Source organism: Acinetobacter sp. NRRL B-65365, assembly GCF_001605865.1.
In the GTDB taxonomy this organism is placed as follows: Bacteria; Pseudomonadota; Gammaproteobacteria; order Pseudomonadales; family Moraxellaceae; genus Acinetobacter; species Acinetobacter vivianii.
Window position 1 is genome coordinate 139441 of sequence record NZ_LRPD01000067.1, and the last position, 22998, is coordinate 162438.

The window sequence follows — 22998 nt, forward strand, 5'->3', positions numbered from 1 at the left end:
TAGCTGTAAGGCGGATTAATCCGCCTTCAGTTGTTGCAAGATTGCTTTTAAAACCTGGATCCGTGCTGAATATTTATCATCCGTCGCAATTACATACCACGGTGCATAATCGGTATCGGTTCGTTCAAACATATCCGCTGCTGCTTTGAGATAATCATCCCATTTATCCCGATTACGCCAATCTTCTTCAGTAATCTTAAAGCGTTTATGTGGCGTTTGTTCCCGTGCTTTAAAGCGTAAGGCTTGTTCATCCTTGCTAATCGCTAGCCAGATTTTCACAATTACCGTTTGGCTATCCACCAAGTTTTCTTCAAAACGGTTAATTTCGCTATAGGCCCGCTGCCATTCGACCGTCGAGGCAAAACCTTCAATCCGTTCAACCAACACACGGCCATACCAAGTGCGGTCAAAAATCGCAATCTTGCCACTATCATTCAGCTTGCTCCAGAAACGCCATAAATATGGACGGCGTAACTCATAACGCTCAGGTGCGGCAATGGTGTGAATCTCATATTCTCTTGGATCAAGTTTTTTCACGATGCGCTTGATCGCTCCACCTTTACCAGCTGCGTCCATCCCTTCAAAAGCAATTACCACTTTACGTTCATCATAGCGCAACTTATCCGCCACTTTTTTGGTGAGCTTACTCAGTTCTTCCTTATAATCTTCTTTTTCCAGATTGGCTTGCTCTGGTTCCAATAGGCGCTGTGGGATTTTTGCCTGTTGCCACTTCTGGGTCACTTTAGTCTGGTGTTCTGGCAACTCTTGCAAGGTTTGCAAAAGATATTGTGCGAAACATTGATCACGCAACTTTTCATCTTCGCCATCAATAATAAACCAGTCATCGGTAAAGCGTTGGCTCAAGCCCTCCAAGGTATCGTATTGTTTTTTATTCCGCCAATCCAGACCGTGTAATTTATGCCAGCGTTGTTCCGAAGCATCGATTTGGTCTAAGCGCTTTTGTAGCGATTTCCACGATAAATCAAACCAGACTTTGACAATATGTACATGATTATTTTGCAAATCATGTTCAAAAGCCCGCATTTGTTCAATATAGGCATCAAACAGATTTTCATCCAGTGGCTTGGACACATGCATCGCGGTGGTAAGCAAATCGCTATACCAGTTACCAAACATCACCACGATTTGCCCTTCAGCAGGAATAAAACGGGTGTAAGACTGCCAAAAAGGCTGGTTATTTGTTAAAAATTGCGGTGCATCAGCCTTTACCCGTAAATAACGTGGATCTAGCCATTCACGTAACTGTTTCACGGCCTCACCTTTACCGGCCAGCTCAATACCACTCACCAGAACCAGAACACTTTTTGCATTTTTCTTATCACGGCTTTCTTTTAATGCATATTGCGCCTCAATCAGCTCTAAAGAGAGTTCATCTTCGTCACGTAATTCAAATGTGGGTTGTTGTTTACTCATGTGCTGCTCTAACTGGCTCATTATTAAAATTAAAATTGCTATGGTTCAAACTATAAATGTTCACGGAAAACCCCGTGTACAGTTTATGTTGACTGTACCGACACGGCTATAGTGACTAATTATTAAGCATTTAAAGTTTATGCTGTCATGGTTCTCCGCTATGATGATGCCTATGATTTTATCGTTTTATTTTCTTTGAGTTCGAACATGTCAAAACTCGCTGCATTTGATCAACTTTTATTACAATATCAATCTTTGAATTACCACCAGAATCCAGCGATTGCGCAGAGATTGCATGAAGTACAGGCATGGATGAAAGCACGTATTGCCGAGACGCATGCCGAGTTTTTTGCCGAACCCAAGAACCAGCTTATGGCAGCGTACTTTTTAAATCGCTTATATGGTGGGCCAGACTTTGATGCAATGGCGCAACAAATCGAACGTCTGCTCAAATATGCCCATAAAGCCGAAAGCCTTCTCCCGGAAAATGCGATTAAAACAGGCACTAAATCAGTGAGTTTAGCGGTACTTGCAACACGACTCGATGAGCAAGTTGCCCAGCAGCTGTTAGAAGATTATCCCCTCGAAACACCTTTAACGGATGAGATCATGCGCCAGACCTTGATCAAACTCGATCAGGGTGAAGCGCGTTATGAACAACTCCAGTTGCTGGATGAATTAGGCCTGACGCTTGATAAATATATGCGTTCAACCATGATGTATGCTGCCTTTAAAATGTGCAAAGGCATCGCACATAAATACCAGTTTGATGGCATGTATGAGTTTATTCAGGAAGGTTTCGCTGCGATGAAACCCATGAAATCTGCGGCAACCTTTATCAAAACCTTCAGTGAAAAAGAGCGTGAAATTATTGATAAAGTTCATGCAGGACACCCAAATCCATTCCGTGGCTAGGATAAGTCTGCTTCTATTTCAGCCACGCATATGATGGCTGAAATAGAAAAATGAGTCTTTTCAAATCTTAAGAAAAATTAAAACCCTTTTGAGAAAGTGACTTTCTGTATATTATTCATATCAATTACATGCGAAACCCTGTAAAAAGATACAAAATCTGTCATCATGCTTGCTGATTCGTGCCGCTAGAGCGAAAGTTTAGGAGAAAACAATGTCTAACGAAAACCAACAGCCTACCCCAGAAGTTGAGCAAAACCCAAGTTCAGACAAAGTCAGCCCTTTCTTAAACACGCCACTTCCACAAGGCACACCACAAGGTCAGCAACAGTCTCTACAACAAGATGCAGCGCCGACCTCAACAGCTTCTATTCCAAAATATAATTTGCCGCGCGGTGCCAATACAGGCAACGTTGGTGCAACCACACACTTCGGTTATCAAACCGTGAGTAGTGATGATAAGGCACAAAAAGTTGCCGAAGTGTTCCATTCCGTTGCCAGCAAATACGACATCATGAATGACTTGATGTCATTTGGTATTCACCGTCTATGGAAACGCTTTGCGATTAATATGTCAGGCGTTCGTCGTGGTCAGCACGTACTGGATATCGCAGGTGGTACCGGCGATTTAGCTAAAGTATTCAGCCGTGAAGTTGGACCGCAGGGTCATGTTGTTTTATCAGACATCAACGAATCAATGTTAAATGTTGGCCGTGATCGTCTGATTGATGCAGGCTGCACTAACGTTGATTTCGTACTTGCCAATGCTGAAACTTTAGAGCCATTTGCAGACAACAGTTTTGATTTAGTTACCATTAGTTTTGGTCTGCGTAACGTGACTGATAAAGATGCTGCGTTACAAGCCATGTATCGCGTGCTTAAGCCAGGCGGCCGCCTATTGATTCTTGAGTTTTCTAAGCCAGTGTTTGAGCCATTCTCAAAGCTGTATGACCTTTATTCATTCACAGCATTGCCGATCATGGGCAAACTGGTTGCCAATGACTCAGAAAGCTATAAATATCTGGCTGAATCGATTCGTATGCACCCAGACCAGCGTACCCTGAAAGGAATGATGGAAAATGCAGGTTTCCAAAGCTGTGACTATCACAACTTAACAGGTGGTATTGTTGCGGTTCATCGTGGATTCAAACTTTAAGGTTTAAGATATGTGGTCGATTTTAGCACTCGGTGCAGTCGAACGTATCATTCATCATGTGATTGATCTGGATGCGATTACGCGCATTCAGATCAATCAGTTACAAGGTCAATTATTACGTGTTGTGATCGATAGCCCACAACTCTCGGTTGATGTGTTTTTTGATGAGAATAGAGTTCGTCTCGAACCGACCGTGACGGGACAAAGTCAAAGCCCTTCTATTTTTGAACAGCGCCCTTTTGATCCTCAGCATAAACTTACGGATGCAACAGCAACCTTACATGTTGAAAATACGGTTGAGTTGGTTAAATTATTGCTCAGCGACATGGATCAGATTGGCAATATTCCATTGCAAGGTGATTATCACTTATTGCAGGATATTCAAAAAATCATGCAGCAAGCAGAGCCAGATCTCGCAGCGCATTTATCCCCGTGGATCGGTCCACAACTGGCACATGAGTTGGGTAAAGTGCAACTTGCACCGAAACAGTTAAAACGCTCACTACAAAGCCATTTATTTTTTGTTGAAGATGCCTTAAAAGAAGATAGCGGTTTATTTGCCCCACGTTGGCAAATGGATGATCTCAATCGAGAGACCCGCCAACTCAATCAGGAAATTGATCGTCTGGAAGCCAAGCTTCAACAGCTCAATGCTCAATTCAATCCACAAAAGCAACCCACATAAGACTAGGTAAGACTTTATATGATTCCGCATGTTACACGGTTACACGAACTCTGGCGTATCGCAGCACACTATCGCCTTGATACCCTGTTCCCTGCGGAAGAATTACCAGTTAAAGCACGTCATGCATTAAATATCATTAAAATGCATCCCGCGGCTTGGTCAAGTCGTGAAAAGAAGAATCCGCTTAAACTAAAAGAAGCGCTTGAAGAAATGGGGCCGCTGGCGATTAAGCTGGGACAACTGTTGTCTACACGCCGCGACCTGATTCCACCAGAAGTATTATCGCAACTGGTGTTATTGCAAGATCAAGTCAAGCCCTATGACACCCAACTGGCAAAACAACGGATTCAGGAATCACTTAAAGCAGATGTGACCACCCTGTTCTCCCGCTTTGATGAACAACCGCTTGCTGCCGCTTCGATTGCACAAGTGCATACAGCAGCTTTGCATGATGGTCGCGAAGTCGTAGTCAAGGTCACTCGTCCTGATATTCGCAGTCAAATCTTACAAGACTTTGAAATTCTGGCTTGGTTAGGTGACTGGCTGGAAAACCGTTTGGAAGCAGCCCGTGCCTTGCATCTGACAGAGATTATTCAAGATTATCGTCAGATTATTTTAAATGAGCTTGACCTGAGTCTGGAAGCCGATAATACCCGTCGTATGCGTCACTACTTTACGGGTTCAAGCATGATGTACGTGCCTGAAGTCTATATGGACAGTAAAGATGTAATGGTAGCGGAACGTATTACTGGCGTGCCGATCTCTGACATCGCGACCTTTGACCGTTTAGGCATGGATCGTGCGGATCTGGCAGAAAAAGGCCTGACCATTTTCTTCACCCAAGTATTCCGAGATAATTTTTTCCATGCAGATATGCATCCGGGAAATGTCTTTGTCGAGACCATTAACCCAAGCAATCCACGCTTTATTGCGCTGGACTGTGCCATCATGGGTGAACTGTCCAAACATGACCAGATGACGGTTGCACGTATGTTGCTTGCCGTAATGAACAGCAACTTTATGCAATTGATTCAAATCGTGCATCAGGCAGGCTGGATTCCACCGGGTACGGATCAGGATGCATTATCGCGTGAAATGCGCCGTACTGTTGGGCCAATGGTTTCAAAGCCGATGGATCAACTGGATTTTGCAGGTATCCTGATTCAGGTCATGGATATTGCCCGTCGTTTCCATCTGGAAATTCCACCACAACTCATGCTACTGCTCAAGACACTGGTGCATGTGGAAGGTTTGGGTACTGATCTTTATCCGCAACTGGATATCTGGAAACTAGCAAAACCGATTCTGACCGAATGGGTGAAAGCCAATATGAACCCCGTCAAGAATGTCAAAGAACTGGGCCAGCAAATCCCAGATCTATTACTTGGCGCGCAAGACATTCCAAGCCTGTTGATCGATAGTCTGAATGGATTAAAAAACCAGTCTGCATGGCATGACAAGCAACTTCGTGAAATCCAGCACATGCGTTTGCAAATGCAGCAACAGCAACGTCGCAGCTGGATGTTTGGCAGCACCATGCTGATTTTGCTGACCATTGCCATTATTACACCATGGTTTATTTCCATTGTCCTGATTGTGCTGAGTAGCCTGTTGGCGCTTTGGCGTATTGCGAAATAAATTCTGCTTTAAATCAAACAAAGGCTGTATCGATAGATATAGCCTTTCTTTTTGTCCTCAAATTCATTTTTTCTTAAAACCCAGCAAAAATGCAGCCAATTTTCAATTTAAAAATCATTTCAGGAAAATTTTATATTGAACTTAGGCCAGCCTTACCTAAGCCCTTTTCCTGTTTTGAGAAGTAGATGATCATTTTTTGCTGATTGCTCATCGAAGTTACGACTAAGGCAATCAAATTAAAAAATAGATGAAAGGATGCAAATTTGAGTTTAAGGAATAGCGCAGAGAATTACGGCACAATTGCAAAATGGCTACATTGGACCACAGCATTGCTATTTTTATGTGCCTATTGCAGTGTTTATTACCGCCATTGGTTTACCGAAAAAGGTACAGCTGAAAACTGGACTGCTCTACAAATGCATCTTTCTGTGGGCGTAAGTATTGCGGTGCTTGTTATCCTTCGCGTGATCTGGCGTCTCAGCAATCCACAACCGAAGTTAGAACCTGCCAGCCCGCTCATGACTTTTGCAGCGCATGCAGGGCATTTTGCCTTATATGCCATTATGATCATTGCACCATTAACAGGTTATCTAGGTACCAGTGTAAATACGGAATTCTTTTTCCTGTTTGAGATCCCCCAATTTGAGCATACAGCCCTGTTCCAAAGCTGGATTTCACAAGGCCTGGGCTTAACCTTTGAAGAATTTGAGCAACCAATTGATTTTATTCATAAGCAAATTCTTGGACAATGGCTGATCTGGATGTTGATCCTTGGGCATGCAGGCGCAGCGCTGTATCACCACTTTATCAAAAAAGACCGCACCCTCCTCAAAATGACCACTGGGCAAAATCCACCTAAATAAACCCATCTATTATTTAAAAAGTGCTTAGATTTTCATTTTTAAAAAGTCGTGCAGATCAGTTAAGATCATGACTGAACATGCCAATAAAGACTTTAAAAGAATAAGCAATGAAAACTCCACACTTTGCGATTGTCGGTGCAGGTACTGCTGGACTTGCCACAGCCATTTTACTTGCACGTGCAGGCAATCAAGTCACGCTATTTGAGCAGGTTGATGAACTTTCCCCTGTAGGTGCAGGTTTACTTTTACAACCCGCAGGTTTAGCCGTATTTGAACATCTAGGTGTACTTGAATCTGCACTAAAATTAGGCGCGAGAGTCACAGGATTAGAAGGTCAGCTTGCAGATAAACGACTGTTGGTAAATAGTCATTATCGTGAGGCAGGCAGCAATCTATATGGACTCGGCATTCATCGTGCAACTTTATGTCACGTTCTCACCCAAAAACTGGCTGAATATTCTAGTCATGTCACTTGGCGGATGAATCACTCGATCGACCAGATTCAGGAAAGTACTCATGCAGTTCGGCTATTCGGTACGTATCAGCAACAGAAATTTGATGAACATTTTGATGCGGTACTGATTGCCAATGGTGCACGTAGCCAGTTACGCCCTAAAGCATGGGTAAAAGTGGATCAGGCTTATCCGTGGGGTGCGGCATGGAGTATCGTGCCAGAATGCCCAAACTTAAATCCTGAAATTTTGCATCAATTCTATGATCGCTCCAAAATCATGATGGGTGTGCTGCCTACAGGTGCAATCCCGACCGCTCCACAGCAACGTCTTTCTAGCGTGTTCTGGAGTTTGCCTACCCCGCAACTGGGTGCTTTCCTAAAAGATGAATCGGCGAAACAACAATGGTTAAAGCAAGTCGGCGATCGTTGGTCTGAAGTTGGAGAATGGCTCAAACAGCTTTTGACAAATGAACAGAATCAACCTCAATGGCTTTCCGCTCAATACCGTGATGTGGTGATGTCACAATTTGGACAAGGTCGAATCGGTGTGATCGGTGACGCTGCCCATGCCATGAGCCCACAACTGGGACAAGGTGCCAATATGGCTTTACTGGATGCATGGGCTTTTTCTCAATCCTTACAGGCTGCAACCCATCATCAGCAAACTGACTGGCCGATGCTCTGGCAACACTACCATCAACATCGACGTTCTTCGACCCAGTTCTACCAGTTTCTCAGCCGATTATTAACGCCATTGTATCAATCCGATCATTGGTGGGCGGGCGGCATACGCGATCTGACTTTCCCATGGATGTATCAAATTCCCTACTTCCGTAAAGAAATGGCAATCACCATTTCAGGTTTAAAAACGGGACTATTTCAGCAACTGGATTATCAGCAAGTGGCACATTATGCTGGATCAAACCATGCATTGAAAAATACCAATGCATCTGTCCCTGAATATGAATGAGCACAGTGAAATATGAAAATTAGTCATCTAGATCATTTGGTTCTGACCGTTGCCGATATTGAGACAACTTGTAATTTCTATCAATCAGCCCTGAATTTTGAAGTCATTGATTTCGGTGAAAACCGCAAGGCACTACAATTCGGCACTCAAAAAATTAATCTGCATCAAGTCGGCAAAGAGTTTGAACCTAAAGCATTTCGACCAACCGCAGGTTCAGCCGATTTATGTTTTATTGCGGAAACACCACTGAATGAAGTGATTGCACACCTTCAGGCACAGCAGATTGAAATCATTGAAGGCCCTGTGCAAAGAACAGGTGCGATGGGCAAAATCCTTTCGATTTATTTTCGTGATCCAGATCAGAATTTGATTGAAATTTCAAACGCTCTTTAATGCCCTATCCACGATTTTTTACCCCACAAGCATAGCCAACCCCAGCCACAAACGCTACACTAGCTGCTTTCCACCCAATGGATTTTCACTCATGTCAAACTGGTTAGATGAAGTTAAATTTGATTCCAATGGTCTTGTTCCTGCCATTGCACAACATCATCAAACTGGTCGAGTGTTAATGGTTGCGTGGATGAATCGTGAGGCTTTGCAACTCACTGCTGAAAAAAATCAGGCGGTGTATTACTCGCGTTCACGTCAAAAGTTGTGGCACAAAGGCGAAGAGTCTGGGCACTTTCAAACCGTGCATGAAATTCGTCTGGATTGCGATGCCGATGTCATTATTCTACAAATTGAACAGCATGGTGGCATTGCCTGTCATACGGGTCGTGAATCTTGCTTCTATCGCAAGCTCACCCCACAAGGTTGGGAAATCGTAGATGCCCAACTCAAAGATCCAACAGCGATTTACGGCGCATCTGCAAAAGTTGAAGCACATGATCACGTTCAAAGTGAACAGGTTGATGTGCTTGCTTATCTCGGGCGTTTGATGCAAGAACGCAAAAATGCCGAAGCAGATAACTCTTATGTTGCCAGCCTGTACAAAAAAGGCATCAATAAAATTTTAGAAAAAGTCGGTGAGGAAAGTGTCGAAAGCATTATCGCTGCCAAAGATTATGCAGTACATGCCTCACTAGAAAATAAACACGATCTGGTTTATGAGGTCGCTGATCTCTGGTTCCACAGTATTGTCATGCTGGGTTATTTCGACCTTGATCCGCAAGTGGTACTGGATGAGCTGGCACGTCGCCAAGGTTTGTCTGGTTTAGTTGAAAAAGCGAACCGTAGTAAAGAAGCGTAAATAGAGCCTGTGTCAAATATAGAAAAACCAAAAGCCACCTATGAGCAAGCGATTGCCATAGACAATGCCCGTTTAGGTCAATCTTTTAAAGTGATTGCGTATGCTGGCACAGGTAAAACCACCACTTTGCAAATGATCAGTGATGCCATGCCTGAACGGCGTGGTATGTATCTGGCCTTTAACAAGGCGATTGCTTCAGAAGCACAGAATAAATTTCATGGCAACGTAAACTGTCGTACCTTCCACTCACTGGCATTTCGCAGTGTTCCACGTGGAGTCACCGACAAATTACGTCTGCCCCGTCTCAGCCCAAGTTTTATTGCCAAAGAATATCGCTTAGAGCCAATTACTCTGCGCCGCTTGATGGGCGGACGTTATGAAAAATATGTGTTGATGCCCAGCCGTCTGGCCAGTCTGGTGGCCAATGCGGTGAGCTACTTTTGCTCGACCAGTTCCCAATACCCTGCCCCACGTCATATTCAGGCACCGAGCTGGTTACATTTGGACGATATTGAAGCCTTACAGCAGCACCTTTACCCTGCGGTAGAACGCCGTTGGCTGGAATCGATTGATCCGAATCATCAGGCTGGAATCGGGCATGATATTTACCTGAAACTATGGGCTTTATCAGAACCGAATATTCCTGCAGATTATGTGCTGTTCGATGAAGCACAAGATGCAGACCCATTGATGTTGGGCATTTTACTGCGTCAAAAAAGTACCCAAGTGATTTATGTTGGTGATGCGCATCAGCAAATCTATGCATGGCGTGGTGCAATCAATGCCATGCAACAAATGCCTTTGCCTGAAAGTCGCCTCACCACCTCTTTCCGTTTTGGTGAAGCGATTGCCGATGTTGCCAACAGCTTGCTGGGTGCATTGAATGAAACCGTTCCCTTACTCGGCAATCCAAATGTAAAATCGAGTGTGGTGAATAAACCGCACACCAAAATGCGTGATGCCATCCTCTGCCGTACCAATGCCCGCGCGATGGAGTTACTGCTTTCTGGTCTGGTACATGGCGATAAAGTCAGCCTGCAAGCCGATCATCAAAAACTGAGCCGCTTTGTCGATGCCGCAAGTTTGCTTAAACAAGGTAAACGCATTACCGATGTGCCTGAACTGGCTTGGTTCAACTCATGGCATGATGTGCATGAATATTGTGAAACCAATGATGGTAGCGATATCAAACCTTTAGTGAAGCTGGTTGATGATCACGGAACTGAACCGCTGAAAAAAGCATTGGCAAAAATTACGCCGATTGAACAGGCAGACTATGTCATTTCAACTGCACACAAAGCCAAAGGTCTGGAATGGAATCGCGTCCATATCGAAGACGATTACCAATTTAAAATAAATGGTATGGAACATAAAATTACAGATGAAGAGTTAAGACTACTTTACGTGGCCTGCACGCGTGCTAAAGTAAGTTTAAATATTCATCATTTATACGACTTAATACAACAATTAAAACAGCGGGCGCCCTCAAGTCTTCGTCAGTCAGCAGGTTAAAGCGCTCATGATTGAGGTCAGCTTATGCAACTTGAATCGGTTCTATTTAAACACATCGGGATGTTTCGGGATTTAAAACTCGATTTCTATCCTGAACAACACCCCATTACCTTGATTCTGGGTGATCAGGCCACTGGTAAAAGCACGATTTTAAAAAATATCTACCAAAGCCTGACCTGGTTTTCTGCACGCTATAAAGATATACGCACCGCTGGGGTAGTGATTGCCGATCAGGATATTCTGTTAAATCGACTACAAGCCAAAATCCAGATTCATGTCCGCATGAGCAGCGAGCTAAATGGCGCTTTGCCTGAAAGTAGTACTGCACAGACCGAAGATACACAAACTTGCATGTGGAAGTTATACAAAACTTTCAATGCACAAGGTGTTGGCATCAGTCAGGTGGAAACCCAGCAACTCGACCAACTGGTAACGCTGTACCAGAAAACCAATCAGCAGGATCCGCTACTTGGCTTGCCATTGATCGCCTATTATCCCGCTGAACGCTTTGTGCAAGATATTAATTTACAAAGTAAAAATACGCCGGGGACTTTGCAGGAAATTGCCGCCTATGATCTAACAGCAATTCCTTACACCACTTTTGCGCGTTTTTTTGAATGGTTGCGTGAAATCAGCGATGTGGAAAATGCGCATTCAGCTCATATTGTCAGACGTTTAATGGGCAACGATTTTAATCAGCAAAATCAGTCAGAAATTTTGCAAGAATTGCAGCAGGAACTGGTCAATCATCCCAAACAGCTGTCTGCACCGAATTTGTATGCCTTGAAAAGCAGTCTGCAAACTGTTTTTCCCGAACTGAATGATATTTACATTCAATACGTTCCTAAACTTCAGTTAATGGTGCGCTATCAGGAAAAGACGCTGCCATTTCAACTGCTGTCTGCTTCCATGAAAGCATGGATTGCGCTGGTGGGAGATATTAGCCGACGATTGTGTTTATTGAATCAGCATTGTTTTAATCCCTGTCTGGAAGGTGAAGGCATTTTGCTGATTGATCAGATTGATCATCAGCTCGACCAGCATATGTGTGCTGAAATTTTGGCGCGCTTACATGAAGCATTCCCTCGCCTGCAAATTATTAGCACAGGCAACCGTGATGCTTTACTGGAGCATGCTGCGCAATACCAATGCCTGAAACTGGATCAAAAAGGCGTTTATGAAATCGATCTGGAAGCATCCCAACAACAACTTTCTGCCTTGTATCAAGAGTTAGCGCAAGCAGAAGAAATGAGCTTAATCGAACAACAAAATTTGCTCCAAGCTGATCCTTTATCGAACAAAGTGGATGATTTATTTCATCAGATTCAGGGGCTAAATGAACAAGAAAAAAGCGATTTAATCAACTTGCTCAAGATAGATGACACCCCGCAGGAGAGCCCACTTTAAACGATTGCCCGAACTGGATAATTCTGTGGTTTAAAACAAAAAGTGTTGTTATTTTCATGTAATAACATCAGATTTTTATTGATGTTTTGTAGTAAAATAAATCTCATTTTTTATTTTCAAGTTGTGCAATACAACTTGCTGCCTCCGTTAACTTGATTGGGCTTCAAGATTTAAAGTTTTTGGTATTCTCTTTGAGTGCCTGTAAGTCTTGAAAAAAATTCACCCTTAGGTCTCGACCTAAATCATCGACATGGATACCAGTGTGCTACCGATTATTATCCTATTACCGCTCATACTCGGCACCACCCTTGTCTCACAATTGCAACGTATTTCACGGGGCGTGACGGCACTTGGGGCGATTGGCATCAGCCTTAGCTGTTTTATTTTACTTCTTACTCAGGCAGAAACGGTTCTTCAGGGCAATACCCTGCAACAAAGCTGGGACTGGCTTCCGCAGCTTGGAATCAATCTTAGTTTTCGCCTAGATGCATTAGGTTTATTGTTTGGTCTGCTGATTAGCGGTATCGGCACACTCATTTATATTTATGCCTATTATTATCTCAGCCCGAAGAACTCGCTCAGTAAACTCTATCAATTATTAATGCTGTTTATGGCAGCAATGCTCGGGATTTCGCTCTCCAACAACCTGATCCTGTTATTGGTGTTTTGGGAGTTAACCAGTATTTCCTCTTTCCTGCTGGTCGGTTACTGGAGTCAGTATGATGCTGCCCAGCGTGGTGCCCGTATGGCACTTACGATCACAGGAATGGGTGGTTTGGCAATGCTGGGGGGCTTTGTCTTACTGGGTCAAATCACAGGCACCTATCAAATTGATCAACTGGTGCTGATGAAAGATACCATTCAGCAACATGAGCTTTTTGTTCCGACCTTACTGCTGATTTTACTTGGGGCTTTCACCAAAAGTGCACAGTTTCCGTTTCACTTCTGGTTACCCAATGCCATGGCGGCACCCACGCCTGTTTCAGCCTACCTGCATTCGGCAACAATGGTTAAGGCAGGGATTTTCCTGCTGGCACGTTTAGCGCCTATTTTTATTGGCGCTGCGCTGTACCACAACATCGTTACTTTTGTCGGTTTATTCACATTGTGTATGGCCGCAGGTTTTGCGATTTTCAAAGAAGATCTCAAAGGGCTATTGGCTTATTCGACCATTAGTCATTTAGGTCTGATTGTCTGCTTACTCGGTATCGGTTCACCTCTCGCAGTTGCAGCAGCTGTATTCCACATCATTAACCATGCCACCTTTAAAGCGGCATTGTTCATGATTGCAGGGATTATCGACCATGAAACGGGTACCCGTGATTTACGTAAGCTGAGTGGCGTCTGGCAACTGCTTCCATTCACTGCCACCCTAACCATGATCACCGCTGCATCTATGGCAGGCGTTCCACTGACCAATGGTTTCATCTCCAAAGAGATGTTCTTTACTGAATTACTGGCAAATCTATCTGGCCCAGTCATGGTGATCTCAGCGATCGTTGCGACCTTGGCAGGTATTTTCGCGGTGAGTTATTCGATTCGTCTGGTTCACGGTGTCTTCTTCGATGGCCCACTTGGTAAACAGGTTCCAAATAAAGATGCGCATGAACCACCATTAGGCATGCGCTTGCCTGCAATCATTCTTGCGACTTTGTGTATCTTGGTCGGTATCCTCCCTGCCCTACTCGCTGGCACGCTCGTGAATAGCGTAACGCGTGCAAGTCTGGCTCAACCTGAATTTGAAGGTGTGCATCTTGCGATTTGGCATGGGGTTAATGCACCGTTGCTAATGAGTGTGATTGCCTTGATTGGTGGGGCATTGTTCTATTTCGCACTAGCCAAAGACGGACGCATTCGCAAGATTGATCTTGATCCTCAGTTGGGTAAATTTCAGGGCAGAGTTCTATTCGATCTATTCCTGAAACATTTACTACTCAGCAGTCGCCGCATGAAGCAAACCACCGAAAATGGTTCTCTGCAAAGCTATCTGCTCTGGATTGTCCTCTTTAGTATTGTCATGGTGGCACTGCCACTGTTGAATCAGGGACTCACCACAGGTACACGAGAACTGACACATGCGCCGTGGGTAGCTATCGTTTTATGGCTCACATTGTTCTCTGGTTGCTGGATGATGCTTTGGTTCCATCATGAACGAATCAAAGCGGTTCTAATCAGTGGTGCGGTTGGTTTAGTGGTGACAATGGTTTTCGTGACCATGTCTGCACCTGACCTTGCATTAACACAAATTACCGTAGACGTTGTTACGACGGTTTTACTGTTAATGAGTCTGTCATTATTGCCGCAACTGACGCCATACGAGTCAAGTCGTTCACGTCGCTGGAGAGATGCAAGTCTGGCAATCGCAGGCGGTTTAGGGATTGGCTGGATTGCATGGTTGTTACTGACACGTGACCATAATTCAATTTCATGGTTCTTCATGCAACAGGCGATTCCACTCGGCGGTGGATCAAATGTCGTCAACGTTATTCTCGTGGACTTCCGTGGATTCGATACCTTCGGTGAAATCACCGTATTGGGCATCGCAGCAATTGGTGCGCTGTGCTTGATGGATGGCATGCGTGCGCATGGCACGACCATGACACAAGGTCTGACTTATCGTTTTAACCCATCTCCACTGATGTTACGTATTACTGCGTCATGGATCTTACCGCTTGCGCTTGTGGTGAGTGTGTATATTTTCATGCGCGGTCATAACCTTCCAGGTGGTGGCTTCATTGCAGGCTTAATTACCTCAATGGCCTTAGTAATCCAGTACATCGTGCTGGGACAAGACCAGACTGAACAGATGATCAAAGCCAAATCTGGACGTCTTTATGAGTTGTGGATTGGTTCAGGTTTAACCATTGCAGGCTTAACTGGTATAGCTGCCTGGTTCTGGGCGCGTCCATTCCTCACCAGTGCACATATTTATGTGGAAGCACCTTTACTCGGAAAAATGCACCTTGCATCGGCTGTTGCCTTTGATACTGGTGTCTATATTACCGTTGTAGGGGCTGCCATGTTATTGATCTCGGTCTTGGGGGACTCACGTCACTCCAGTATGTCAGGCCCGATCCCAAGTGGAGATAAAGAAAATGGTTAGTATTGAATTTTTACTCGCTTCAGGGATTGGTTTATTAACGGCAACAGGTATTTATTTAATTCTACGTGCCAGAACGTTTCCTGTTGTGCTTGGCCTTGCCATGATTGGTTATGCGGTCAACCTGTTCCTGTTCGCAATGGGGCGCTTGCAAATTAACGCCCCTGCTGTTTTGACACAAGCCACTAAAGTCACCGATCCATTGCCACAGGCACTGGTCTTGACGGCTATTGTCATTGGCTTTGCAACCACAGCATTTATTGTGCAACTTGCCTTACGCAGCCGTTATGAATCAGGTACTGATCATGTCGACTCGAAAGAAGAACCCACCTTGACTTATGACCCACGTGAGGATGAGCCATAATGTTTGATTTTTATACTTTCTGGCACGCTCACGCTCCGATTATCAGTATTTTAATTCCGGCTTTTACCAGTTTTATCTTGATCTTACTCGGTAATCCGGGTGCAGGTTCTTTAAAACGCGATTGGCGTCAACCTTGGCGTCGCGGTATCAGTCTGGGTTCAGCAATTTTAGGTCTGATCACCGCAATCAGTTATCTCTCGATTGCCAGTACTGGCCAAATCACGGTTTATCAACTCAGTGAATGGTCTGCACCTTTTGGTATTGTTCTGGTTCTCGATCAACTCTCTGCATTTATGCTGGTGCTCACTTATCTTCTTGCCGTACCTGTAATCTGGTTCGCAAGCGATAACTGGGACACACGTGGACGCTATTTCCATACCATGGTGCATTTCCTGTTGATGGGAATCGCAGGTGCATTCCTCACAGGCGACTTGTTCAACTTATTCGTATTTTTTGAAATCCTGTTGATGGCTTCGTATGTGTTGCTATTACACGGTCAAGGTCGTCCCCGTTTTCAACTGGGAATTCACTACGTCACCATTAACTTACTTGCCTCTGCCCTGTTCCTGATCGGTTTAGGGATGATCTATGGCAGTGTAGGTAGCTTAAATATGGCCGATGTCGGTCGTCTTGTACCGACCTTGGATGGTGATCAGCATAAACTTGCAATTGCAGGTGGTTTTTTACTGTTTGTGGTATTTGGTATTAAAGCAGCCATGCTACCTGTCGGCTTCTGGTTACCAAAAACCTATGCCGTTGCCAGCACGCCTGTTGCAGCACTGTTTACCATTATGACCAAAGTCGGCATCTACGCGATTTTGCGGGTCAATGGAACCGTGTTTGATGATGCTATGGCACAGAGCATTTTCAAGAATTGCTTACTGATTATTGGCTTGATTACTTCACTTTATGGTGTAGTTGGCGCAATTGGTGCAGAACGTCTCCGTCGTTTTGTCGGCTTTATGGTGTTGTCATCGATTGGTACCTTGCTGATTGCAATTGCCATGTTCAATACAGCAGCATGGGCCGCGGCACTCTATTACTTGGTACACAGTACCTTAATCGCAGCCGCATTCTATTTATTCTGTGGCTGGATGACATCACAACGTGGTTCTTTCAAAGATCATTTGAAAGTTGCACCTAAAATCAAACAGGAAAAAGCAGCAGCATTTACCTATTTCATCATTGCGTTAATGTTGGCTGGTTTACCACCTTTCAGTGGTTTCTTGGGCAAAGTCTTTATTTTACAAGCCACAGCTGAAACGCCGTATCAAGGCTGGACCATTGCAGTCATCTTGATTGTCAGCTTGCTCAGCATCATCGCGCTGACACGTGTTGGTTTTATTCTGTTCTGGCGTGCAACACCTCCAGAAGAAGACCAGAAAGAAGCTGCTTATGCTGAATATCAGGCCTTACCTGAAGTTGCACCAAAACGTAATGACAAGGCGATCTACATCCTGCTTGCCAGCTTGATGGCCTATGTGGTTTTTGCCGCGCCAATACAAAGCTATACCACAGCAACTGCTCAGCAAATCCAGAACCATGCATTATATAACCAGACCATTCTGAAAAATGATGCACAAGGTCGTCCAATCAGTGTTCAGCCTTACGATCCAAGCTATTTACCTGAAACCAAGTATGGTGGTGAAGTAGAAGATCATAATGCCGTATTGATTCCGGATATTATTTCCAAGCCGACCTTACAAGGTGAACATATTTCCGAATATAAACAGCGTCAAATCGCTGGGCAGGTTTTAGAAGCACCGACCATTCCAAATAACACGCAGTTAAAACCAATGGAGGATCACTAATGCAAAAATCATCTTTGCTTGACCGTTGGTTCCCACATCCATTTGTGTCTGTTCTGATTTTCCTGAGCTGGCTAATGCTGGCTCACAGTCTGGATGCAACTGATATTTTAATTGCCGTGATTCTGGCAGTCGGGATTGCACGTTTAGTGAGTCCATTTATTGCCAGAACACCACATATTCACTGGACGCCTGCCATTAAACTGGTTTTTGTGGTGCTTTGGGATATCGTGATCTCTAATTTCCGTGTTGCTAAAATGGTACTCGGACCAATGGATCAATTGCATCCTAAATGGTATCGCGTTCCATTGGACACCGAGCACGAACAAGTGAATACCTTGCTGGCAATGATCATCACTACCACTCCAGGTACGGTTTCGGCGGGTATTGATCAGGAACGTGGTGATATTCTGGTGCATGCGCTCAGTACCGATAATGCCGAGCTGGATATTCAGGACATCAAAAAGCGCTATGAAATGCCTTTAATCGAAATCTTTGACGTGAAGATTACAGCAGAAGGAGCAACCAAATGACTATTTTACCTTATGCATTGGGTATTGGTTTAATTGCGATTACCATCTCCATGTTCATGTGTTTGATTCGTCTGATTGTCGGCCCTTCTGTGATTGACCGCTTGCTGGCACTAGATACACTCTTCTTGAACGCCACCTGTTTAATCGTGGTATTGGGCATTTATTGGGTCAGCACCAATTTATTTGAAGGTGCACTTCTAGTGGCAATGCTGGGCTTTGTTTCAACCGCTGCCCTCGCCCGCTATTTCACAACCGGTCATGTGATTGATTAAGGAGCTCCAGCATGCAATTGATTTTTGAGATTATCATTTCATTCTTTGTGGTGTTTGGCGCATTCTTTATGCTGGTTGGTTCAATCGGCATGATCCGCCTGCCAGACTTATTTATGCGTCTACACGCACCGACCAAATCCAGTACGCTGGGTCTCGGGAGCTTCCTGATCGCTGCAATGATCTTCTCAGCAACACAAGGCCGTTTCGGTTTTGCCGAGCTGCTGATTACTTTATTTGCATTTATCACTGCGCCAGTATCAGCGAATTTGATGGCTCAAGCAGCCATTCACTTACGCTTACGCTCAACCAGTGGTGATGTACCAGAAGCATTAAATCGTCCTCTTCCTTGGCAACGCTATCGTCGTCATCCATTGAAGAAAGATTAACACTTTTATTCAGCGCATAAAAAAGCCACCCGAAGGTGGCTTTTTTAATCACTCATAATTTTAAAACCATAAAAAATGATTTTTATTATTTTAAATTTCTCTGAGCTACCTATCACAAACCCCACTAGTAAGTTCATGGCTTCAACCAGATTAGTATTTCCCTATAAAGCTAAATTACGTAGATATATAACAAACCTACTTATAATTTACTAATATGGCATGACGATAAAAGTCATATTTGCAACACCAGCATTATCGCTGTAGTAATTAAAGTTATCGTTCATATACCAATAATAATTTCTCGTTTTTCCACTGTCGTTTATGTAATACCAAGTTCCACCTTTAGACTGATCAAATTTCTCCTCATAACCAACCGCTGAGTATTCTCCATTGCCCAAGCTACACAACCCCATAAGTTGCGCACGTCGAAGCCAAGTGACAACTTGTTCATTTGGCTCAAAGTCCCAACCATAAAGAGGACGATTAGAGGAGGTATCCTTGTTATCAGTCCAAAGCGAGGAGGTCGCCGAGGCCCAATAGAAAATATGACCAGGTGGAACCACCAGAGGTGGATGAGTCGGATTAGTGAAGAGCGGCTTATCTGTAGCTACGGCCTGCAAAAAGATGCTTTGCGCATTTTTTGGAGTGATTACTACTTTTGCATCAACCTGTGTCGTCTCATTTGGAACGACCTTATCTTTATGCTTAACTATGTCTTTATCTTTATCAAGACTAGGGTTTGGTTCTTTCCACTTTCTTGTATCATTCATTTCACAATCTCCGTTAAGTCAAATAATTAGAATTTATTATTAATAGTAGCGAGTCAGAAAACCAAAGATTCTACAAGACAACCAACTCATCTTATTTGTCACCACCAGCACAAGATTCTAAATATTGATATAGAAGTCAGATTTAAATTCATCTAAAAATAATGCAATATTTTGTTTATTTTTTAACCACAACTTAACACTAATATTCCATTCAAATAGAGTCAAGAATCCAATATATCAATCCGACAAGCAGTGTTTCTTGAACAAACAAGACCATTTATTTTTATAAAAAATTAAATATTTTCATTACAGATACTCCAGAATATGAAAAAAGCCACCCGAAGGTGGCTTTTTTATATCTATTTACTTTTGTTCATCTTGCTCTTGTTCAGGCAGATCTTTAACCGCTTCAGCAATCAGACCAAACATATAGTTACCATAGGCATTGGTCTTGTCGTAATGGAAACGCAATCTTGGCGTAATACGTGTCTTGATACGACGACTCAACTCATGACGCAGGAAACCAGATGCTTTATTCAAAACATCCAAGGTTTCTTTATTTGCAGCTTCACTTTGGTCATCACCAAGTTCACGGCCCATTACAGTGACATATACTTCAGCATATCCCATATCTGCACTGACTTTCACGGCTGAGATGGTCACAAGACCACCCAGACGTGGATCTTTAAGCTCCTGACGGATAAGCTCAGACAACTCACGCTGTACCGAATCCGCCATGCGCTTTAAGCGTTGGCTACCCGCCATTAAAGACTCCGTTTAATCAATTGAACATCATACACTTCGATCTTGTCTTGTGCCTTGATGTCTTTATAGCCTTTGACTGCAAGACCACATTCCATACCAGCACGAACTTCTTCAACCACTTCTTTATAGCGACGAAGAGATTCAAGCTCGCCTTGGAACACAACCACGTCATCACGTAATACGCGAATTGGCTTGTTACGGTGTAATACACCTTCAAGTACCATACAGCCTGCTGCTGCACCAAACTTACTTGAGTGGAATACTTCACGCACTTCAGCAACACCCAAGATTGTCTCACGGTGTTCAGGTGCAAGCTTACCGCTCATTGCAGCTTTTACATCATCAATCAATTGATAGATGATGCTGTAGTAACGAATATCGATACCATCTTGGTCAGCTTTTTGACGTGCTGTGTTGTCCGCACGTACGTTGAAGCCTAACAATACAGCTTCTGAAGATTCAGCCAACGTTACGTCTGACTCGGTGATTGCACCTACGCCAGAACCGATTACACGGACTTTAACTTCATCAGTTGCAAGCTCATCAAGTGCAACATGCAATGCTTCCAAAGTACCGCGTACGTCAGTTTTGAGTACCACGTTAACTGTTGGAACATCTTTTTTGCCCATTGATGCCATGATGTTTTCAAGACGCATCGAGCTTGCGCGCTCAAGACGTTTTTGACGTTCACGGTCTGCACGAGCATCAGCAACTTCACGTGCTTTCTTCTCGTCATTAACCACAAGAACTTCATCACCCGCCATTGGCGCTTCTGGTAAACCTAAGATTTCTACAGGAATTGATGGGCCTGCAGAAGTGATACGTTGACCATTTTCATCTGACATTGCACGTACACGACCATACGATGAACCTGCCAATACAAGGTCACCAATGTTCAATGTACCGTTTTGTACAAGAATCGACGTTACTGCACCACGGCCTTTATCAACACGTGCTTCAATTACAACACCTTGTGCCGCACCTTCAGCAGAAGCTTTAAGCTCCATCAATTCAGATTGGATCAGGATCAGGTCAAGTAAACCATCGATACCTTCACCAGAATGTGCAGATACTTTAGCGATTGGAACATCACCGCCCCACTCTTCAGGTACGATACCTTTGGTGGTCAATTCGTTTAATACGCGATCTGGATCAGCTGATTCTTTATCCATTTTGTTGATTGCAACAATGATTGGCGTACCCGCAGCACGCGCATGGTCAATTGCTTCAGCTGTTTGTGGCATTACACCATCATCAGCAGCAACAACAAGTACCACGATATCAGTTGCTTTCGCACCACGTGCACGCATAGATGTAAATGCTGCGTGTCCCGGTGTATCTAAGAAAGTAATAATGCCTTTCTCAGTTTCAACATGGTAAGCACCTATGTGCTGAGTAATACCACCCGCTTCGCCCGCTGCCACTTTAGAGCGACGGATACGATCCAGTAATGACGTTTTACCATGGTCAACGTGACCCATGATTGTAACGACTGGTGGACGAGTTGTTTGCTCACCACGTGCTTCTTCAGCTGCAACCAACAAGTTGTCTTCTGCTTGTGTATCAGAAACTAATACTGGGTTGTGACCCAATTCTTCAACGACAAGTACAGCGGTATCTTGATCAATCGCTTGGTTCTGAGTAACAAGCTCACCCATTTTCATGAGGGTCTTGATGACTTCACGAACTTTAACAGCCATTTTCTGTGCAAGATCGGCAACAATGATTTTCTCACCGATCTCTACATCATAAACCTGCTTCTTCACAGGCTTTTCAAAACCATGCTTGTTGGCTTGGCTTGTTTTCAAGCCGCGCTTGTGATGGCTCTTGCTAAAGCTTTGTTCAGACTGAGCATCGCCACCACGACCGCCTTTCTTACCACCACGTGGGTTTGCAGTCGCGCCACCGCGTTTGATTTCACGGTCTTCCTTATTGAAAGAATCTTCATATGCCTGACCAACAAGACCAGCAGCTAAAGGTGAATCATCAATCACACGAATGGTTGCAGTTGCATCATCATTTGAATATTTTGATGCCATCTGACGCATTTGCTCAAGCGTACGTTGCTGCGCTTCTTCAGCTGCTTTACGACGTACTGCTTCTTCAGTCGCTTTCAACTGAGCAGTTTGCTCTTCACGTGCTTTTTTCTGTTCTGGTGTTTCTGTAGGACGAACAACAGGTGCTTTAATGACCTTGTCGCTATTACGCTTTTTCACCACAACAGCTGCTTTCGCAGTGGTTTGACCTGAACTATCAGAAGTATGCGCTGCACGCATTGCTTCTAATGTTGCATTTGCTTTTTGTTCAGCGCTATGACGAGCTTTTTGATCTGCTTCATCACGTACTTTTTGTTCAGCACGTACTTTAGCATCTGCTTCTACACGCGCTTTTGCTTCAGCTGCAAGTAACTCTGGATTTGGCTTAGCAAAAACTTGTTTCTTACGAACTTCAACATTAATGCTTTTTGCTTTACCTGAAGTACTTGTAACTTTAGCAGTACTCGTTGTTTTACGTTTCAACGCAATCTTTCCTGTGTTACCACTTTCCTGACCATGTACTTTTTTCAAGTGATTGACCAAAGTATCTTGCTGTTCAGTGGTAATAATGTCATCTGCTTTACGCTGTGGTAAGCCTGCTTCGCGAACCTGTTCCAGGAGTTTCTCTACAGGACGTTCTACACTGAGTGCTAACTCTTGAATCGACTTGTCCGTCATCTA

The 22998-nt window shown here is 44.0% G+C and carries 20 protein-coding genes; 16 read left to right on the forward strand and 4 right to left on the reverse strand.

Annotated elements, in window-relative coordinates; translation table 11 throughout:
* Positions 1-15: 15 nt before the first annotated feature.
* Complete coding sequence (gene pap, locus AWW72_RS17320; protein WP_062848167.1) at positions 16-1434, reverse strand: polyphosphate:AMP phosphotransferase; 1419 nt, start codon at positions 1432-1434, stop codon at positions 16-18.
* Between the two features lie 207 nt (positions 1435-1641).
* On the opposite strand from pap, the gene AWW72_RS17325 reads away from it, so the two are divergent.
* The 16 genes from AWW72_RS17325 (at position 1642) to AWW72_RS17400 (ending at position 18746) form a co-directional block, all read left to right on the forward strand.
* The gene (locus tag AWW72_RS17325; RefSeq protein ID WP_212815510.1) at positions 1642-2349 is read left to right on the forward strand and encodes a DUF8198 family protein; all 708 of its coding nucleotides are present in this window, start codon (positions 1642-1644) and stop codon (positions 2347-2349) included.
* Positions 2350-2560: 211 nt separating this feature from the next.
* A complete protein-coding gene (ubiE, locus tag AWW72_RS17330) occupies positions 2561-3502 on the forward strand; it encodes a bifunctional demethylmenaquinone methyltransferase/2-methoxy-6-polyprenyl-1,4-benzoquinol methylase UbiE (RefSeq protein WP_062848133.1) in 942 nt (313 codons plus the stop codon).
* A gap of 10 nt (positions 3503-3512) precedes the next feature.
* A complete protein-coding gene (locus AWW72_RS17335) occupies positions 3513-4187 on the forward strand; it encodes a ubiquinone biosynthesis accessory factor UbiJ (RefSeq protein WP_062848134.1) in 675 nt (224 codons plus the stop codon).
* Between the two features lie 18 nt (positions 4188-4205).
* Complete coding sequence (locus AWW72_RS17340; protein ID WP_004774121.1) at positions 4206-5825, forward strand: ABC1 kinase family protein; 1620 nt, start codon at positions 4206-4208, stop codon at positions 5823-5825.
* Positions 5826-6088: 263 nt separating this feature from the next.
* Positions 6089-6688 carry a cytochrome b gene (locus tag AWW72_RS17345; RefSeq protein ID WP_062848135.1) on the forward strand — a complete coding sequence of 200 codons (600 nt, stop codon included), beginning with the start codon at positions 6089-6091 and terminating at the stop codon, positions 6686-6688.
* Positions 6689-6795: 107 nt separating this feature from the next.
* Positions 6796-8112 carry an FAD-dependent oxidoreductase gene (locus AWW72_RS17350; protein WP_062848136.1) on the forward strand — a complete coding sequence of 439 codons (1317 nt, stop codon included), beginning with the start codon at positions 6796-6798 and terminating at the stop codon, positions 8110-8112.
* A 12-nt stretch (positions 8113-8124) separates the two neighbouring features.
* Entirely contained in the window at positions 8125-8505 is a 381-nt protein-coding gene (locus tag AWW72_RS17355) for a VOC family protein (RefSeq protein ID WP_062848137.1), read from the forward strand.
* Between the two features lie 91 nt (positions 8506-8596).
* A complete protein-coding gene (gene hisIE, locus AWW72_RS17360) occupies positions 8597-9364 on the forward strand; it encodes a bifunctional phosphoribosyl-AMP cyclohydrolase/phosphoribosyl-ATP diphosphatase HisIE (protein WP_062848138.1) in 768 nt (255 codons plus the stop codon).
* 9 nt (positions 9365-9373) lie between these two features.
* Positions 9374-10876, forward strand: coding sequence for a UvrD-helicase domain-containing protein (locus AWW72_RS17365; RefSeq protein WP_004774114.1), 1503 nt, complete (start codon positions 9374-9376; stop codon positions 10874-10876).
* Positions 10877-10900: 24 nt separating this feature from the next.
* Positions 10901-12283, forward strand: coding sequence for an ATP-binding protein (locus tag AWW72_RS17370; RefSeq protein WP_062848139.1), 1383 nt, complete (start codon positions 10901-10903; stop codon positions 12281-12283).
* 250 nt (positions 12284-12533) lie between these two features.
* Complete coding sequence (locus tag AWW72_RS17375) at positions 12534-15386, forward strand: monovalent cation/H+ antiporter subunit A (RefSeq protein ID WP_062848140.1); 2853 nt, start codon at positions 12534-12536, stop codon at positions 15384-15386.
* Positions 15379-15747, forward strand: coding sequence for a Na+/H+ antiporter subunit C (locus tag AWW72_RS17380; RefSeq protein ID WP_004774108.1), 369 nt, complete (start codon positions 15379-15381; stop codon positions 15745-15747). Before AWW72_RS17375 ends, AWW72_RS17380 begins: the two co-directional genes overlap by 8 nt.
* Positions 15747-17558 carry a monovalent cation/H+ antiporter subunit D gene (locus AWW72_RS17385; protein WP_062848141.1) on the forward strand — a complete coding sequence of 604 codons (1812 nt, stop codon included), beginning with the start codon at positions 15747-15749 and terminating at the stop codon, positions 17556-17558. Before AWW72_RS17380 ends, AWW72_RS17385 begins: the two co-directional genes overlap by 1 nt.
* The gene (locus AWW72_RS17390) at positions 17558-18088 is read left to right on the forward strand and encodes a Na+/H+ antiporter subunit E (protein ID WP_004774105.1); all 531 of its coding nucleotides are present in this window, start codon (positions 17558-17560) and stop codon (positions 18086-18088) included. The genes AWW72_RS17385 and AWW72_RS17390 overlap by 1 nt, the downstream gene beginning before the upstream one ends.
* A complete protein-coding gene (locus tag AWW72_RS17395; RefSeq protein WP_004774102.1) occupies positions 18085-18360 on the forward strand; it encodes a monovalent cation/H+ antiporter subunit F in 276 nt (91 codons plus the stop codon). Before AWW72_RS17390 ends, AWW72_RS17395 begins: the two co-directional genes overlap by 4 nt.
* Positions 18361-18371: 11 nt before the next feature.
* The gene (locus AWW72_RS17400) at positions 18372-18746 is read left to right on the forward strand and encodes a Na+/H+ antiporter subunit G (protein WP_004774101.1); all 375 of its coding nucleotides are present in this window, start codon (positions 18372-18374) and stop codon (positions 18744-18746) included.
* Between the two features lie 209 nt (positions 18747-18955).
* On the opposite strand, the gene AWW72_RS17405 is transcribed toward AWW72_RS17400, so the two are convergent.
* From AWW72_RS17405 to infB, 3 genes are all read right to left on the reverse strand, one after another.
* The gene (locus AWW72_RS17405; RefSeq protein ID WP_062848142.1) at positions 18956-19516 is read right to left on the reverse strand and encodes a hypothetical protein; all 561 of its coding nucleotides are present in this window, start codon (positions 19514-19516) and stop codon (positions 18956-18958) included.
* A 363-nt stretch (positions 19517-19879) separates the two neighbouring features.
* On the reverse strand, positions 19880-20281 hold the full coding sequence (locus AWW72_RS17410; protein WP_004774100.1) for a ribosome-binding factor A: 402 nt from the start codon (positions 20279-20281) through the stop codon (positions 19880-19882).
* The gene (infB, locus tag AWW72_RS17415; RefSeq protein WP_004774098.1) at positions 20281-22995 is read right to left on the reverse strand and encodes a translation initiation factor IF-2; all 2715 of its coding nucleotides are present in this window, start codon (positions 22993-22995) and stop codon (positions 20281-20283) included. The genes AWW72_RS17410 and infB overlap by 1 nt, the downstream gene beginning before the upstream one ends.
* Positions 22996-22998 lie beyond the last annotated feature (3 nt).

What these genes read in the sequence shown, in the direction of transcription:
- AWW72_RS17340 (WP_004774121.1), top strand. Translation starts at nt 4,206, where the DNA reads ATGATTCCGCATGTTACACGGTTACACGAACTCTGGCGTATCGCAGCA.
- AWW72_RS17370 (WP_062848139.1), top strand. Translation starts at nt 10,901, where the DNA reads ATGCAACTTGAATCGGTTCTATTTAAACACATCGGGATGTTTCGGGAT.
- AWW72_RS17350 (WP_062848136.1), top strand. Translation starts at nt 6,796, where the DNA reads ATGAAAACTCCACACTTTGCGATTGTCGGTGCAGGTACTGCTGGACTT.
- AWW72_RS17385 (WP_062848141.1), top strand. Translation starts at nt 15,747, where the DNA reads ATGTTTGATTTTTATACTTTCTGGCACGCTCACGCTCCGATTATCAGT.
- AWW72_RS17395 (WP_004774102.1), top strand. Translation starts at nt 18,085, where the DNA reads ATGACTATTTTACCTTATGCATTGGGTATTGGTTTAATTGCGATTACC.
- AWW72_RS17375 (WP_062848140.1), top strand. Translation starts at nt 12,534, where the DNA reads ATGGATACCAGTGTGCTACCGATTATTATCCTATTACCGCTCATACTC.
- AWW72_RS17390 (WP_004774105.1), top strand. Translation starts at nt 17,558, where the DNA reads ATGCAAAAATCATCTTTGCTTGACCGTTGGTTCCCACATCCATTTGTG.
- ubiE (WP_062848133.1), top strand. Translation starts at nt 2,561, where the DNA reads ATGTCTAACGAAAACCAACAGCCTACCCCAGAAGTTGAGCAAAACCCA.
- AWW72_RS17325 (WP_212815510.1), top strand. Translation starts at nt 1,642, where the DNA reads ATGTCAAAACTCGCTGCATTTGATCAACTTTTATTACAATATCAATCT.
- AWW72_RS17400 (WP_004774101.1), top strand. Translation starts at nt 18,372, where the DNA reads ATGCAATTGATTTTTGAGATTATCATTTCATTCTTTGTGGTGTTTGGC.
- pap (WP_062848167.1), bottom strand. Translation starts at nt 1,434, where the DNA reads ATGAGTAAACAACAACCCACATTTGAATTACGTGACGAAGATGAACTC.
- AWW72_RS17405 (WP_062848142.1), bottom strand. Translation starts at nt 19,516, where the DNA reads ATGAATGATACAAGAAAGTGGAAAGAACCAAACCCTAGTCTTGATAAA.
- AWW72_RS17355 (WP_062848137.1), top strand. Translation starts at nt 8,125, where the DNA reads ATGAAAATTAGTCATCTAGATCATTTGGTTCTGACCGTTGCCGATATT.
- infB (WP_004774098.1), bottom strand. Translation starts at nt 22,995, where the DNA reads ATGACGGACAAGTCGATTCAAGAGTTAGCACTCAGTGTAGAACGTCCT.
- AWW72_RS17410 (WP_004774100.1), bottom strand. Translation starts at nt 20,281, where the DNA reads ATGGCGGGTAGCCAACGCTTAAAGCGCATGGCGGATTCGGTACAGCGT.
- AWW72_RS17335 (WP_062848134.1), top strand. Translation starts at nt 3,513, where the DNA reads ATGTGGTCGATTTTAGCACTCGGTGCAGTCGAACGTATCATTCATCAT.
- hisIE (WP_062848138.1), top strand. Translation starts at nt 8,597, where the DNA reads ATGTCAAACTGGTTAGATGAAGTTAAATTTGATTCCAATGGTCTTGTT.
- AWW72_RS17380 (WP_004774108.1), top strand. Translation starts at nt 15,379, where the DNA reads ATGGTTAGTATTGAATTTTTACTCGCTTCAGGGATTGGTTTATTAACG.